This is a genomic window from Mycolicibacterium nivoides, from assembly GCF_003855255.1.
GTDB classification, from domain to species: Bacteria; Actinomycetota; Actinomycetes; order Mycobacteriales; family Mycobacteriaceae; genus Mycobacterium; species Mycobacterium nivoides.
The window spans coordinates 3,130,796-3,145,614 of the sequence record NZ_CP034072.1 but is presented as its reverse complement, the minus strand read 5'-3'; the positions used below and the strand labels follow the sequence as shown (position 1 = coordinate 3,145,614).

Annotated in this window: 17 protein-coding genes; 10 read left to right on the top strand and 7 right to left on the bottom strand. The window is 66.6% G+C overall.

Annotation, left to right across the window (positions count from 1 at the left end; translation table 11 throughout):
- The first annotated feature begins 11 nt into the window (after positions 1-11).
- The 3 genes from EH231_RS15035 (at position 12) to EH231_RS15025 (ending at position 3,698) form a co-directional block, all read left to right on the top strand.
- Complete coding sequence (locus EH231_RS15035; RefSeq protein ID WP_124714283.1) at positions 12-989, top strand: glycosyltransferase; 978 nt, start codon at positions 12-14, stop codon at positions 987-989.
- Positions 986-2,464: a glycoside hydrolase family 130 protein gene (locus EH231_RS15030; RefSeq protein ID WP_124712669.1), complete on the top strand. Its 1,479-nt coding sequence runs from the start codon at positions 986-988 to the stop codon at positions 2,462-2,464. The genes EH231_RS15035 and EH231_RS15030 overlap by 4 nt, the downstream gene beginning before the upstream one ends.
- A gap of 130 nt (positions 2,465-2,594) precedes the next feature.
- A complete protein-coding gene (locus EH231_RS15025) occupies positions 2,595-3,698 on the top strand; it encodes a fatty acid desaturase family protein (RefSeq protein ID WP_090424869.1) in 1,104 nt (367 codons plus the stop codon).
- A gap of 196 nt (positions 3,699-3,894) precedes the next feature.
- Here EH231_RS15025 and EH231_RS15020 read toward each other — a convergent pair whose 3' ends face one another.
- Together EH231_RS15020 and EH231_RS15015 are read right to left on the bottom strand one after the other, a co-directional pair.
- Positions 3,895-4,569 carry a hypothetical protein gene (locus EH231_RS15020; RefSeq protein WP_241178183.1) on the bottom strand — a complete coding sequence of 225 codons (675 nt, stop codon included), beginning with the start codon at positions 4,567-4,569 and terminating at the stop codon, positions 3,895-3,897.
- A gap of 98 nt (positions 4,570-4,667) precedes the next feature.
- Positions 4,668-5,330 carry a sensor domain-containing protein gene (locus tag EH231_RS15015; RefSeq protein ID WP_124712668.1) on the bottom strand — a complete coding sequence of 221 codons (663 nt, stop codon included), beginning with the start codon at positions 5,328-5,330 and terminating at the stop codon, positions 4,668-4,670.
- Positions 5,331-5,569: 239 nt separating this feature from the next.
- On the opposite strand from EH231_RS15015, the gene EH231_RS15010 reads away from it, so the two are divergent.
- A complete protein-coding gene (locus tag EH231_RS15010) occupies positions 5,570-5,782 on the top strand; it encodes a hypothetical protein (RefSeq protein ID WP_090424483.1) in 213 nt (70 codons plus the stop codon).
- Positions 5,783-5,873: 91 nt separating this feature from the next.
- Complete coding sequence (locus EH231_RS15005) at positions 5,874-7,214, top strand: cytochrome P450 (protein ID WP_090424484.1); 1,341 nt, start codon at positions 5,874-5,876, stop codon at positions 7,212-7,214.
- Here the strand turns inward: EH231_RS15005 and EH231_RS15000 are convergent.
- Both EH231_RS15000 and EH231_RS34595 read right to left on the bottom strand, forming a co-directional pair.
- Positions 7,211-8,383, bottom strand: coding sequence for an FAD-binding domain (locus EH231_RS15000; protein WP_124712667.1), 1,173 nt, complete (start codon positions 8,381-8,383; stop codon positions 7,211-7,213). The genes EH231_RS15005 and EH231_RS15000 overlap by 4 nt on opposite strands.
- Before the next feature lie 124 nt (positions 8,384-8,507).
- Entirely contained in the window at positions 8,508-8,642 is a 135-nt protein-coding gene (locus EH231_RS34595) for a hypothetical protein (protein WP_268952471.1), read from the bottom strand.
- 142 nt (positions 8,643-8,784) lie between these two features.
- Here EH231_RS34595 and EH231_RS14995 point away from each other — a divergent pair, with 142 nt between their 5' ends.
- Together EH231_RS14995 and EH231_RS14990 are read left to right on the top strand one after the other, a co-directional pair.
- Positions 8,785-9,486, top strand: coding sequence for a TetR/AcrR family transcriptional regulator C-terminal domain-containing protein (locus EH231_RS14995; protein ID WP_090424486.1), 702 nt, complete (start codon positions 8,785-8,787; stop codon positions 9,484-9,486).
- Positions 9,487-9,515: 29 nt separating this feature from the next.
- Positions 9,516-10,550: a patatin-like phospholipase family protein gene (locus EH231_RS14990; protein ID WP_090424487.1), complete on the top strand. Its 1,035-nt coding sequence runs from the start codon at positions 9,516-9,518 to the stop codon at positions 10,548-10,550.
- A gap of 168 nt (positions 10,551-10,718) precedes the next feature.
- Here the strand turns inward: EH231_RS14990 and EH231_RS33840 are convergent, their stop codons facing one another.
- Positions 10,719-11,018 carry a hypothetical protein gene (locus tag EH231_RS33840; RefSeq protein WP_164480706.1) on the bottom strand — a complete coding sequence of 100 codons (300 nt, stop codon included), beginning with the start codon at positions 11,016-11,018 and terminating at the stop codon, positions 10,719-10,721.
- 13 nt (positions 11,019-11,031) lie between these two features.
- Here EH231_RS33840 and EH231_RS33835 point away from each other — a divergent pair, with 13 nt between their 5' ends.
- From EH231_RS33835 to EH231_RS14975, 3 genes are read left to right on the top strand one after another with little or no spacing between them, the layout of a single operon-like run.
- On the top strand, positions 11,032-11,307 hold the full coding sequence (locus tag EH231_RS33835) for a hypothetical protein (protein WP_164480705.1): 276 nt from the start codon (positions 11,032-11,034) through the stop codon (positions 11,305-11,307).
- Positions 11,304-11,894 carry a hypothetical protein gene (locus EH231_RS14980; protein WP_124712665.1) on the top strand — a complete coding sequence of 197 codons (591 nt, stop codon included), beginning with the start codon at positions 11,304-11,306 and terminating at the stop codon, positions 11,892-11,894. The genes EH231_RS33835 and EH231_RS14980 overlap by 4 nt, the downstream gene beginning before the upstream one ends.
- Positions 11,895-11,916: 22 nt before the next feature.
- On the top strand, positions 11,917-13,008 hold the full coding sequence (locus tag EH231_RS14975) for a galactokinase (RefSeq protein WP_124712664.1): 1,092 nt from the start codon (positions 11,917-11,919) through the stop codon (positions 13,006-13,008).
- On the opposite strand, the gene EH231_RS14970 is transcribed toward EH231_RS14975, so the two are convergent.
- Together EH231_RS14970 and EH231_RS14965 are read right to left on the bottom strand one after the other, a co-directional pair.
- Complete coding sequence (locus tag EH231_RS14970) at positions 12,995-13,828, bottom strand: NYN domain-containing protein (protein WP_090424491.1); 834 nt, start codon at positions 13,826-13,828, stop codon at positions 12,995-12,997. The two genes, EH231_RS14975 and EH231_RS14970, sit on opposite strands and share 14 nt — an antisense overlap.
- Before the next feature lies 1 nt (position 13,829).
- Positions 13,830-14,819 (bottom strand): ABC transporter ATP-binding protein, encoded by a 990-nt coding sequence (locus EH231_RS14965; protein WP_090424492.1) that lies wholly within the window; start codon positions 14,817-14,819, stop codon positions 13,830-13,832.

Below are 14,819 nucleotides of genomic sequence, written 5' to 3'. Positions count from 1 at the left end.
ACCTGCTGCGGATGACGGACGGCAGCGGAACCTTCGAACATGCCCGGCTGACCGAACCGAGAGCCGAAAATGGTTACTGCACAGACGATATGGCGCGCGTACTGGTCGTCGCCACACGTGCGCCCGGTCCTGACCGGGACCTGAACCGACTAGCGGGGGTGGCGATGCGCTTCCTCAACGAGGCGCAGACCCTCACCGGCGCCTGCCACAACCGGATGGACTGTAACGGCGCGTGGGTCGACGAACCGGCGCTGGAGGACGCGTGGGGGCGCTGCCTGTGGGGCTTGGGAACCGCCGCTGCGCACAGTGATGTCGGCATGGTCCGCCAGATGGCGGTCGGCCAATTCAAGCGCGCCGCGCAGCAGAGGTCGATATGGCCACGGGCGATGGCGTTCGCCGTTCTGGGAGCGGCTGAGCTGATGTCCGCCCAGCCCGGGCACAGCGCCGCCCACTCACTCATCACCGACTATGTCGCCGGTGTCCCTGCGCCCACCGGAAACCCGGACTGGCCCTGGCCCGAACCGAGACTCACCTACGCCAATGCGGTTCTCGCCGAGGCCATGATTGCCGCGGGCGTCGCGATCGACGACTCGGCGCTGTACAACCGGGGACTGGACCTGCTGGCATGGTTGGTCGAGCGCGAGACGGCCGACGATCACCTGTCGGTCACGCCCGCCGGTGGCTGGGGCATCGACGACCCTCGGCCGGGATTCGACCAGCAACCGATCGAGGTGGCCGCACTGGCAGACGCGTGTGCCCGCGCCGCTGCTGTCGATCCGAGCGCCATCTGGCCAGAAACCGTGCGGGCTGCTGCCGCCTGGTTCCAGGGGGCCAACGATGTCGGCGAGCTGATGTGGGATCCCGAGACAGGTGGCGGATTCGACGGGTTGCACGCCGATGGGGTGAACCGCAACCAGGGTGCCGAGTCGACACTGGCGGCGCTCTCGACGTTTCTGCAGGCGCAACGCTTTTCCCATGCCACCCCATGACATCGACCCGGCAGGTAGCCCTCACGCGCAGTCCGCAGTGGTTGAGAGCTGACCGCTCGCGGGTGATCACACAGCTGTTCGTGCCGGGCCAGGAGGGTTTCGAACACCAGGAATCGCGGGCGGGCAAGGTTCTCACGCGGATCCTGGATCTGGACGAGACTCAGGTGCAGGCGGCGCTGGAGGATGTCCTTCTCAGATACGTTGATCGACACCGCGGACTAACCGACACGTTTCGGCGCCACGCCGCCGAACTGGCCGACCGGCTCGCTTCCGGTTCGAAGCTGTCCGAGCCTCGAATGTTGTTGCTTGGCGCGGTGTTCACCAACGAATACGCGATCGAGGGTGCTGCACTGTGCAACCCCAGCATCGTCGTGCATCCGGATCAGTCCGGAACCACCACCGGCAGTGTGCGATTCGTGATGAGTGTGCGGGGGATCGGCGAGGGGCACCGGTCATCGATCGGCTTCCGGACCGGCACTGTCGATGCTGCCGGCCGCGCCGTGGTCGACGACCCGGTACCGTTCGCCTCCGTCGGTGCTACCGTGCCGACGCTGCACGAAGCGGATGTGTTCCGCAGCGAATTGGCATGGCTGCACGGTGGCGGCGAGGCGTCCGACTATGTGCTCGATGCGCTCGGGGACCGGTTTACCCGCGCCGACCTGGATGAGCGACTCGAGCAGTTGCAGCGACATCGCAGCACGCGCCGGCATGCACCGGCGACGATCGCGTCGATCCGCGCTATCGCGGACCGCGCATACGGGGTCGAGTTCTCAGCCGATACCGCACTTTCCGAACGCGTGCTGTGGCCCGCTACGAGCGCCGAGGCCGCCGGGATGGAGGATGCGCGTTTCGTGCGTTTCGTCGACGACGACGGTGCGGTCACGTTCTACGCGACCTACACGGCGTACAGCGGCTCGCAGATCAGCCAACAGCTTCTCGCGACCACTGATTTCCGGTCGTTCACCTCGGTGCCGATGGTCGGACGGGCCGCCGCGAACAAGGGACTTGCCCTGTTTCCGCGCCGGATCCGCGGGCGATTCGCGGCCATGTCGCGATCCGACCGGGAAACGAACACCGTCGCCTATTCGGACCACCCGGCGGTATGGACGAGCTCGTCGCCGTGCCAGCAGCCGACGCAGCCATGGGAAGCGCTTCAACTGGGAAACTGCGGTCCACCCATCGAGACCGAGGATGGATGGCTGGTGCTCACCCACGGCGTCGGCCCGATGCGCACCTACCGGATCGGGGCCATCCTGCTCGACCTGGACGATCCGACCCGGATTCTCGGTCGGCTCGCCGAACCTCTGCTGAGCGCGGCGGACGACGAACGCGACGGTTACGTGCCCAATGTCGTGTACTCCTGTGGCGCGCTCGTGCACGCCGACACCGTGGTGCTGCCGTTCGGGGTCGGTGACGCCGCAATCCGCATCGCCACCGTTCCCCTGCCCGAACTGCTGGGCGCATTGCGCCCGTAGCGAAGCATGAGCACCGGTCATCGGTGCTCGACCTGGCGTGGTGGCAGGGATCCCTGTCAGCACCTAGGCTGAAAGCACTTTCACCCAGGTGGCCCGGACCATGCCGCCGCACACAGACGGACCGGGAATTCTGACAATCAGAGATATCGCGGCATACGCGAAGTTGAGCAGCGCGGACATCGACGCGATCGGTGCCGAGCTCGACACCATCCGCAGCGACACCGAGGAGTCGCTGGGGGCCAGCGACGCCGCCTACATTCGGCGCACCATCGTGTTCCAGCGGGCGCTGGAGGTGGCCGCACGGCTGCTGATCGCAGGCACCCGGTCGAGGTCCGGCCTGCTGGCCGGGACAGCCGCGCTGGCCTACGCGAAATCCGTCGAGAACATGGAAATCGGGCACAACGTCGGCCATGGCCAGTGGGACTGGATGAACGATCCCGAGATCCACTCCGCCACCTGGGAGTGGGACATGGTGGGCCCGTCGGCGCAGTGGCGCTACTCGCACAACTACCACCATCACGTGTTCAGCAACGTGCTGGGCGTGGACGACGACCTCGGCTTCGGCATCCTGCGGATGAGTCGCGACCAGCAATGGGAACCCCAGCACCTCGTGCAGCCGCTGCGAAACATTTTGTTGGCCATGATCTTTGAATGGGGAATCGCCCTACACGACTTCTACTCCGCCCGGGACCGGGCGGACACCGAAGCCGGTAAGAACGCCGCGCGCCAGCTGCTGCGCGCCAAGATCGGCCGCCAGCTCACCAAGGACTTCATCGTCCTGCCGGTGTTGAGCGGGCGGCGGTGGAAGCGAACCCTCGTCGCGAATCTGGGTGCGAACGTGCTGCGCAACCTGTGGGCCTACGTGGTGATCTTCTGCGGGCATTTCCCCGACGGCGCGGAGCGGTTCGGCCCGGAGACGCTGCAGGAGGAGAGCCGCGGCGAGTGGTACCTGCGACAGATGCTGGGCGCGGCGAACTTCAAAGCCGGTCCGGTGCTGGCCTTTTCAAGTGGACACCTGTGCTACCAGATCGAGCATCACCTGTTCCCTGATCTGCCCAGCAACCGTCTGGCAGAGGTGAGCGTGCGGGTGCGCGAGGTGTGCGAGAAGTACAACCTGCCCTACACCAGCGGGCCACTGGCCCGGCAGTATCTGCAGACTCTGCGGACGATCTTCAAACTCGCCGTGCCCAATGCGGGGTGGCGATCGCTGTTCCGAGCTGCGCCACCCGTCTGACCGGGATCCCGAAAAGGAACTTCACTTCTGCAGTCCCTGTGCCGTTGGTGGTCGAACAGGGAGAAGCTGTCGATCATCGGGTGGCGCGCCCTGTAACCCCAGTACACGCCGTTATGCGAGCCGTGTCAACGTTGCCGGGTGGCTGGTTGTAATGCATTGTGGTGCAGTATGTTTCGCCTGTTCTGGGTCACGTTGGTCAGACCCGCTCGGTGCCAATCGGCGATGGGGTCGAAATGCCGCAGGCCGAGGCGAATTGCACGGGGGTGAGACCGTCGGCGGAGTTCATGTCGCAGTTGCCGAATGGCGGTGCGCCCTGGGGTAATCCGGGGCTGTACCCGCGTCCGTCGGTGTACTGGTGGGCGACCTTGCCGGGATAGTCGGGATTACTGCCGTAGGCCGCGATGATGAGCCTGATGCTGCTGGGTTTGGTGCGCCACATGTTGTTCAGGTCGCCGACGTTGCCGTAGCCGATGATGCGGGCCCGGTTGCCGGTGTACTCGGCCAGGTTCCAGTACAGCCGATTGATCCAATCCGACCCGTCACCGCGGGGGTTGCCGCCCTGTTCGACGTCGAGCATGAGCGTGACGCGGGGGTGCAGGCCGCCGTTGGCCTCGATCATCGAGCGCACGGTGTCGGCGTTGGCCTGCCAATTGGGCCGGCAGTAGGTGTAGACGATGCCGAACACCAGCCGTCCGGAATCCAGTGCGCCGCGCATCCAGGCGTAGTTGGTCGCGAAATTGCGATCCCGGTAGGTGCCGTCGCTCACCCGGATCGACAACACCTGGTAGGGATAGCTGTCGTCGACGGTGCGTTGCCACTCGGAGACGTCGGCGAACAACGTGTCGGTGATGACGGCGGCGCTGCGCACGATCCACCGGGAACGCAGGGTTCTCGGCCCTGGGATCCGTCGTTTCACAGCGTGGCCAGCCACGGTCGTCGTCCTCGCACTCCTCTGACCAGCGTAGGTGGTCAGAGCGCGTTGCGTCCGGCGATGATCTTTGCCAGCTGGACCGTCTGCCGGTCGGTGACGTCGTAGCCGCTGATTCGCAGGTCGACCACGAAGTTGTCGACGGCCAGGATCGCGCGGTGGGTGAGGCGGTCGGCGACATCCAGCGGTACGTCATTGGTGATGTCGACACCGTCGAGCGCGGTCGGGACGCCCATCCGCCGGGCATCCCGCGTCTCGCCGCCGTTGTAGCTGAAGGTCAGGGTGTCATCGCCGCAGCGGCGCCAGATGTCGACGGTGCGGTCGACCATGGCCTGAGCTGCTTTGGGGTTGTCGAATCTGGAGATCGCCTGGTCGACCTCCACGTCGTCGGCGTCGTCCGCGAGCTGGGTTTCACGGAACGCCCGGTAGCCGCTGTCGCGGTAGACCCACTCCATTCCGTTGCCGATGACGACGATGCACTCCGGGCGCGAGATGGGCTCATAGTTGGCGTTGGTCATCGGGCTGCGCAGAGCGGTCTTCGGCCGGACCTGGGCGTTCATCACGGTGTTGATCTCGGATTCGCTGGCCATCATGCTGCCCAGAACGTCGACCTGCGGGCCGCCGGAATCGGGGACGGTGGGGGTGCAGGCGGCGAGCAGCACCGCGCACAGCGCCGAGCCGGCCACCTTGAGATCGATGCCCATCAGGACCCCCCTTGGATCTGTTTGCTGATCCTAGCCGCGTGCGCCGGTCGCGTCAGACGGCAATTCGATGACCAGCGGGTGACATCTGGTTCGTGTCCCCCGATCGGGGGACACGAGGTTCGTCCGGTGGATGGGCCGGTCGGTCGATACAGCCGCGGGCCGGATCGGCGCATTCTTATCTCAACACCGGAACACACCGGAGAAAAAACCGAAAAGCCTTATCCGACAAAGGAGTCGACATGAGCACCATCACCCGCCGCATCGCCGCCGGTTTCACCCTCGCCGCCGCCCCCGCGTTGATCGCCCTGGGCGCCGCCACCGCTCACGCCGACGCTTCCGTCGCCAACACCGGCCCGTCGGTCAGCTCGCACCAGGCCTTCCCGAACCAGCACAACATGCCGCAGCCCGGGTCCGCGACCCATCACCACCACCAGCGCAACCACGCCAAGTAAGCCTGGGGGAGGCAGGGCCCGGACGCAGCCGGCGTCCGGGCCTCTGGCGGCTTCCGGTCCACCGGCGGTCTCCGGCTCGTAGGGTGGAGGAATGGTGGGGTTACCTCCGGGGCCTCCGTTGCCCCCGTCCGTGCAGGGCGTTTTGATGCTGCGGTACTGGCCGCGATTCGTGTCGGCCTGCCGCCGCCGCTACGGCGACGTGTTCACGGTGCGGGTTCCGGCGATGGGCACCATGGTGTACCTGGCAGATCGCGCCGACATCAAGGTGGTGTTCGCCGGAGATCCGACGATCTTCCATGCCGGGGAAGCGAACTCGGTGCTCAGTTCCCTGCTCGGGGACAGCTCGGTGCTGGTGATCGACGAGGACGAACACCACGAACGCCGACGGCAGATGCTGCCGGCGTTCCACCGCGACGCCGTGGCCCGCCAGACCGAGATCATGACCGAGATCGCCGCCGCCAACATCGCGGGCTGGCCGGTTGGCACCACTTTCCCGGCCGCCCCGAAGATGGCCGAGATAACCCTTGAGGTGATCCTGCGGACCGTGATCGGGGCGTCGGATCCGGCCCGGCTGGCCGCCTTGCGGGCGGTGATGCCGCGGCTGCTCAGCGTCGGCCCGTGGGAGACGCTGGCCCTGGCCAGCCCTGACCTGCAGCGCCGGCGCCCGTGGCGGGCCCTGCAGCGCAACGTCGAGGAGGCCGACCGGCTGCTGTACGCCGAGATCGCCGATCGGCGGGCCGACCCGGAGGTCGCGACCCGCACCGATGTGCTGGCCATGCTGGTGCGTTCGGCCAATGAGGGCGGGCACACCATGACCGACCGTGAGCTGCGCGATCAGCTGATGACCCTGCTCGTCGCCGGGCATGAGACGACCGCGACCGCACTGTCATGGGCGCTGGAGCGCCTGACCCGTCATCCCGCGGTGCTGGACAAGGCGGTACGGGCCGCGCGTGACGGCGACGACGAGTACCTCGACGCCGTGGCCAAGGAGACGCTGCGGATCCGGCCGGTGGTGTTCGACGTCGGCCGGGTACTCAAGCAGCCGGTCGAGCTGGCCGGCTACCGGCTGCCCGCCGGGGTGATGGTGGCGCCGGGCATCGGCCTGGTCCACGAAAGCGACGACGTCTATCCCGACGCCGGCCGGTTCGACCCGGACCGGATGTTCGGCGTGACGCTCGGGCCAACCACCTGGTTCCCGTTCGGCGGCGGCAACCGGCGTTGCCTGGGGGCGACGTTCGCGATGGTCGAGCTACGGGTCGTGCTGCGGGAAATCCTGCGCCGGGTGGACCTTTTCACCACCACAGCTGCCGACGAACGGCAGCGCGTCAAGCACGTGACGTTGGTCCCGCACCGTGGGGCGCGGATCTGTGTGCGCGCCTCGCGGGAGCCGGCCGAGGTCGAGTCCGAGCGGGCCGAGCCGGCCCGCCGCTAGCTGATCCGGTAGTCGGGCAGGTCGAGGTCGTCGCGCACGCTGCCGGCGAACAGGCCCGCCACCGGGCGGCTCAGGTTCATCGCCCGCAGCGCCACATTGCGGAACCACAACCCGAATCGCGTTCTGGTGGCGAAGAAACCCAGCATCCGTTCGGCGCCGGCCTGCTTGCTCTTGATGAACGGTCGTAACAGCGATTCGTAGCTTCCGAAGGCCGTTCGGTGATCGCCGTTGGCGCGGGCGAATTCCCCGGCCAGGGCGTACGCCTCGGTGATCGCGAGCCCGGTGCCCTCGCCGCCGAGCAGCGAGATGCAGCCTGCGGCATCACCGATCAGCAGCACCCGGCCGTCTGACCAGCGGTCCATCCGGATCTGGCTGACCACGTCGAAGAAGAGATCATCGACGCCGTCCAGTGCGGTCAGAATCCGTCGGCATTCCCAGCCTGCGTCGTCGAACTGATTGTGTAACTGCTCTTTTGGCGTCATGCCGTGGTCGTCGTGCTCATCACGGAACACGAACAGGAACATGGTTCGGTTGTTGCGCAACGTGAACTGCCCGACCTGCCGACCCGGGATGCTGTAGGTGAGGTACGCGCCGGAATCGCCCCCGGTGTAGCCGTCAACGATGCACGCGGCCACCTTGCAGCCCAGGTAGTGCTCGTAGTGTTCCTCGGGGCCGAAAACCAGGCTGCGCACGTTGGAGTGCAGGCCGTCGGCACCGATGACGAGGTCGAAGTCGTCGGGCGGGCCGTTCTCGAACGTCACCCGTACCCCGTCAGGGTGTTGGTCGATGCCGGTGATGCTGTCGCCGAACAGGGTCGGCACGCTGTCCTCGACAGTGCGATAGATGGCGGAGGCCAGATCGCCGCGCGGCAGGCTGGTGAAGTCGTTGCCGATCATGCGCCGGAAAACGTCGACGCCGAGTGCGGCCCGCGTCGTGCCATCGGGTCCGATCGAGCGCACACAGTGGACGTCGTATCCCGCGTCGCGGATGGCCGGTTCGATGCCCATCTGCCGGGCCACGCGGTATCCGATGCCCCAGAAGTCGATCATGTAGCCGCCGGTGCGAAACGCCGGAGCGCGCTCGATCAGTGTCGGGGTGTGCCCGGTGCGATGCAGCCAGTGCGCCAACGCCGTCCCGGCGACTCCGGCCCCACTGATGGCGATTCGCATGACAATTCGATGCTACGTGAGGGGCGGTTTCGGACATGCCGAGCGCCACATCGCACATCGAAAGGCCCGGACGCGGTTACGTCCGGGCCCCTCCTGCCCCCTGGCTTATCTGGCGAGCCGAGTCTCAACGCCGCTTGTGGTGGAGGACTTCCTCGGTCGAGTGCGCGTCGACGGCCTTGTCCCGCTTGGCCGCGCGTTTCTCCTTGAGCGACTTGCCCGATTTCTTGGTCATGCTCTGGCGTGGCGACTTGTCAGCCATGGTTGGCCCCTTTGACTTGGGAGCCTGTGTGGTCCCGATGGCTCGACCCTACGCGCAGCCCAACGCAACCGCAACGATGTTTGTCTACAGTGTTGACACCCGATGTAGTCTGACGCTCCAGCCCTATGGAGGAGTCGTCACGATGGTCAAACAGGCGACCGCGCCCCGGCGCGGTGTGGAGGGTCAGATCAACCGATCGGTGATCCTGCAGTCTGCCCTGCGACTGGTGGACCGCGACGGTGTCGACGGTCTGTCCATGCGTCGGCTCAGTGAAGAGGTCGGCCGGGATCCTGCCGTGCTCTACCGGCATGTGCCCAACAAGGCCGCGTTGCTCGACGGGGTCACCGAGATCGTGATCAGCCAACTGCGCGTGGACACCGCCGACCCCGACTGGGCCGGCCAGCTACGCGCGGTGGCGCACGAGTTTCGGCAGCTGGCGCTGGCGCATCCAAATGTCGTGCCGCTGATGGTGACTCGTCCGCTGGCCACCCCGCTGGGACAGCGTCCGCCGGGAATGCTGCGGCCGCTGGAGGATGTCCTGGCGCTGCTGACGGCGGCCGGATTCTCCGGGACCGATGCCCTGCACATCTACCGGATGCTGTTCGGCTATCTGTACGGCCACATCCTCACCGAGTTGCAGGAGGTCGTCGAACGGCCGGAGGAGCCCGACGATGTGCTGCGACTGGGTCTGCACCGACTGTCGATCATCGAGTTCCCGCAGGTGCGTGCACTGGCTCCTGCGCTCGGGTCCTACGACGGTGCCGCCGAACTCGACCGCGGGCTCGACGTGCTGTTCATCGGGTTGGAGACCACCATGGGTAAGAGTTCTCGAACGTCCGGTTGATTGTCAGGCGGCCGTGCCAAGCTGGGGTCATGGCTGCGAAACGTTCCCCGCACCGTGCTGACCTCGTACTTTCCGGGGGCGGGGTCAAGGGCATCGGCCTGGTGGGCGCCGTCGTCGCGCTCCAGGACGCGGGGTACGCGATCGAGCGGATCTCGGGCACCTCGGCGGGGTCCCTGGTCGGCGCGGTGGTGGCCGCGGCGGTACAACGCAACGACTTGACCAGTGACCAGTTGCGGGAGTTGGCGCTGAGTGTGCCGTACCGCAAGTTCCGCGACAGCGGGCCGATCGAGAGCATCCCGGTGCTCGGCACCGCGTGGGGTCTGCTCCGCGAGACCGGCATCTATCGCGGTGACTTCGCCTACGACTGGATTCGCAGCGAGCTGAAGAACCTGGGCGTCAAGACCTTTGGTGATCTGGCCATCAAGGACGACAGCCTGCTGCCCGAGCGGCGCTACCGGCTGACAGTCACGGTGACCGACGTGACCACCGGTCAATTGGTGCGGCTGCCATGGGATTACCGGCGGGTCTACGGCCTGGATCCCGATGAGCAACTCGTCGCCGACGCGGTGCGGGCCTCGATGGCCATTCCGTTCCTGTTCCATCCCGTCACGCTGGAAACCGCTGACGGAACACCGTGCACGTTGGTGGACGGCGGGGTGCTGTCGAACTTTCCGATCGACTCCTTCGACCGTCCCGACGGCGCGGAACCGCGGTGGCCGACGTTCGGGGTGACGGTGGTGCCGTACCTACCTGCCCCGTCGGCCGAGCAGCTGATCCCCGGGCTGGGCCTGCTGACGTTTGGCCGTCCCTCGCTTCTGGAAAGCCTGATCACCACCATGCTGGTCGGTCACGACCAGGCTTATCTGAGCCAGCCGTGGGTGAAGGTGCGTGCGATCCAGGTGGATTCGACCGACGTCGGGGTGCTGGACTTCGACATCAGCCGCAATGAGGCCGAGGCCCTGTACGACAAGGGGTACGCGGCGACGACGGAGTTCCTGTCGACCTGGGACTGGCCGGCGTATATCGACCGCTTCCGCCGGGCGCATCGGGTGGATCACCACTAATTCGAGTAGTCCGCTACGCATTACAACCGCTGGCCACACCCCAATACTTCAGCTAGCAGCCGAAGTATTGGGGTGGTCCGAGATGGGGACGTCGGGGAACTGCAGGCGACGCGCGAGTGCGGCCGTGGTGGTCGCGGCTGTCTGCCTGGCTCTCGTCGGTGGGACAGGTCAGGCGCTTGCCGATCCGTGCGCCACGACGACAGAACCGACGACGCCCGTGACCACGGCTCCGACCACGCCGCCGACGACGCCGGTAACCACACCGCCTACGACGGAACCGCCCATCACGGAACCGCCCATCAATTCGTACATCGTGATTCCGCCGAACTTCCCGTCGCCCACCCCGACCCCGTCGTTCAAACTGAACTCGTACACGACCTGCGAAACCGATACGCCGACCGCGACGTCGACGCGCCCCAGTAGCCCGGCGATCGTCGTGCCGTCGCAGCCGTCGCCCACGTACCCCACGGTCACTCCTGCAGTGGGAGGCCACGACACCCCGCCTCCGCCGACCAGCAATCCGTGGATACCGCTGTTGGTGTTGTGCGCCTTGGCGATTGCCGCGGGGCTGGCCGGGCGGGCATGGCGGCACCGGGGTGCAAAGTTCCTCAAGGCGCACGTCACCGTCGCGACCCATCCCGGTGTGCCGGTGCCTTTCGATGTCCGCCCCGCCGACAACTCCGACCATGACCACGTTCTCTCCGTGGTCCCATCCGAGACATCGCGTTCCACCATCGTCGAGGAGATCCGATCATGACCACGTCACCGATCACCGAAACGTCCGTTGGCAATTGGATGCTGCCGGAGTCGCGTCAGACCCAGGCCAGGATCGAGCATGCCGTAACGCAGACGACGGCCAACAACCAATCCGCCGGGCCGCTGCGCACTCTCGGCGTGGTGGCACGTCGCGCGCTGGCCCAGGAGATCGAGGCCTCGTTGCGGGCGGCGCTGAATGAGACGATGACCGACCTCATCCTTGAGGGCTGGCATACCTATGGCGCCATCACCGCGGCGATCAAGAAGTCACATGTGCAGCCGCGGGTGAAGCAGATCGTGCCGCTGCACACCCACGTCATCACCGCGGACCGCGAGCACAACCTCGACATCGAGGTGGACAGCTTCCCGGTGATGTCCCTGGCCGCCAAGGCCGCTCTGCGGCTGCAGCTGTTCGCCGCGGTGGCCGTGGTGATCGACGGCCACATCGTCGCCATCCAGTCGGGTCAGGCCACGGCGAACGGCGCGGTCAGCGTCAATGGCGTCGAAATCTCCCGCAAGACCCTGGCGTTCCCGCTTCAGGTCGAACTGGGTTGGCGCCGGCCGCCGCAGATGGTGGCTGCCAGCTAGTTCCCGGCACTAGGGTTCGGCTATGACGGTCAGATACTCCGCCCCGGGCCGGATCAATCTGATCGGCGAGCACACCGACTACAACGCGGGGTTCGCGCTGCCGATTGCCTTGCCGCAGAGAACATTTGTCAGCTTTGACCCCAGCCCGTCGGGGGCGCTGTCGGTATCGAGTTCGTTGGGCGACGGGCCGGTGGAGATCGGTCTGGATACCGTGCCCGGGGAGGTGACGGGCTGGGCGGCGTACGTCGCCGGGGTGGTGTGGGCGCTGCTGAACGCCGGGGTTGCAGTGCCCGGTGGAACGATGACGATCACGAGTGAGATCGAGATCGGGTCGGGACTCTCCTCGTCGGCGGCGCTGGAATGCGCGGTGCTCGGTGCGCTGCTTACCGCACTGGGTGTCGATCTCGATCGGGTCGAGCAGGCGCACATAGCCCAGCAGGCCGAGAACGAGTATGTCGGTGCGCCAACGGGACTGCTCGATCAGCTGGCATCGTTGTTCGGCGAATCGGGGCAGGCGATGCTGATCGACTTCCGCGATGTCACCGTGCAACCGGTGCGCTTCGATCCCGAGGCGTCCGGGGTAACTCTGCTGTTGATCGACTCAGGGGTCCGGCATGCGCACGCTGGTGGTGAGTACGCGGCCCGGCGGGCATCCTGCGAGCGGGCCGCTGCCGATCTCGGGGTGGCCTCGCTGCGTGAGGTCTCTGACGCGTCAGCGCTCGGGGCGGTGAAAGATCCGGTCGATGCCCGGCGCGCGCGTCATGTTCTGACCGAGAACCAGCGGGTGCTCGATTGCGTTGCGGCGATGGACTCTTCGGACTTTGTGGCGGTCGGTGAGCTGTGGACCGCATCGCACGCCTCGATGCGCGACGACTTCGAGATCACCACTCCCCACCTCGATCTGATCGCCGCGACGGCCGTGCAGGCCGGTGCGCTCGGAGCGCGGATGACGGGCGGCGGGTTCGGTGGCTGCGTCATCGCGCTGGTGCCTCGTGAGCGGGTGGACGCGGTCAGCGAGGCGGTGTCCAGGGCGACGAGTGATGCCGGGTATCCGGATCCGGTCATCACCAGGACGCATGCGGGTGGTGGGGCGGGGCAGGCTACTTCAGCTTGACCAAGCGCGTCGTCGAACTCTCATCCAGCTCGACGACATCGGAACGCGACCGCAGGAAATCGCTGAACGACTTGAAACCCAACGACTTCTCACTGAACGACGGGTCCATCCGCTTCATCTGCGCTTTGACCGCGGAGTTGTGCAGCCACTCGGCGTCGTCCTTCTCCAAACCGATCTGCAGGGCGCGGGTGAGCAGCGCGGTGGCCTCTGCCTGCGGGTCGGGTTCTTCCTGCTTGCGGGTGCGCTTCTGCGGCTTGGGTTCGGGCTCGGCATTCAGGGAAGGAACGCCGGGCAGCGAGTCGTAGACGACGAACTCGTCGCACGCGGCGGCCAGCACCCGGCTGGATGATCCGGCCACCCCGATGCCGACGACATAGCGGCCCAGCCGTTTACAGCGCTGGGCGAGGGGAATGTAGTCGGAGTCGCCGGCCACGATCACCACATGGGTGAGGTCGGGCAGCCGGAACATGTCCTCGACCGTGTCGACGGCCAGCCGGATGTCGGCGCCGTTCTTGCCGTACGCGGCGGCGGGGAAGAGCTGCACCAGGTCGACGGCGCGACCGACTAGCTGCTCGCGGTATCCGGCGTTGAGGTCGGCCGACCAGTCCGCGTAGGCGCGGGTGAGCACCAACGTGCCGAAGGACGAGGCGAAGTCGAGGATGGCGCCGAGGTCGACGGTGGCCTTGGTTAGCTTGTCGGCCTCTAGGCCCTTGGCCTTGTCCTTTTGAAAAGAGTTGCGGCCGTTGACCTGGTCGTAGCGGGAGATGACGATGTTGTCGAAGTCGAGGTAGACCGCGACGCGGGTGTCGAGTTCGGTCACATCAGTCCTCTGATTCGGAGCGCCCGATGAGGTTCCGGGCGCCGGTGGGGCCGAGCAGTTCCCGGAATGCCTGCACCGTGTAGCCGACGACGGTGGCGTCGGTCATGGCGCGTGCGGTGGCTGAACGCGGCAGGCTGAACAATGGACCCATCTCCCCGAAGTAGTCACCGGGCCCGACGACCTTGATGACTTCCTCACCACCGCTGGCCAATTCGCGGGCAAGCTCGATCTCGCCGTCGGTGATGATGTAGATCAGGTCGCCCATCTCGCCCTGGGTGAACAGTACCTCGCCGGCTTCGATGGTGGCGGTTTCGGGGCCCTGATGCTCGACGGCGACGTGCGGGACGAGCTCCACGACCTGGTCGGCCAGCGGCAGGATGCGGGTGTCGTGGGTGGCGACAACGACGACGCGTTCGTCGCTGGCGAGCTCACGGATGAGCCGCAGCACCTCCTCGACCTGGATGAAGTCCAGATGGGCGGTGGGCTCGTCGGCCAGGATCAGTGGCGGGTCGAGCGCGATCGCGCGAGCCACCGCGACGCGCTGTTGTTGTCCGCCACTGAGATTGCCGGGGCGGTGGTGCAATCGGTGCTCGAGCCCGACGCGGGTCAGCAGCTCCATCGCGCGCTCGCGGGCACCGTAGCGGCTCATGCCTGCGGCGCGCAGCGGCACCATCACGTTCTCCATCGCAGTGAGGCTGGGCACCAGGTTGAAGGCCTGGAACACGATCCCGACGGTGTCGCGCCGGTAATCCGACAGCGCCTTCTTGTTCAGGGTCGTCACGTCGACGTCGCCGAATTCGATGCGGCCCGCGGTCGGTTTGAGGATCCCGCCCAGGCATGAGAGCAGGGTGGTCTTTCCGCAACCGCTGGGGCCCAACAGGATTGCCAGCGATCCGGCGGGGACTTCGAGGTCGAGTCCGTCGATCGGGCGCACGGCATAGCCGCCGCTGGAGTACTCCACGACGAGGTCTTTGACGAGAAGGTCGGCCAT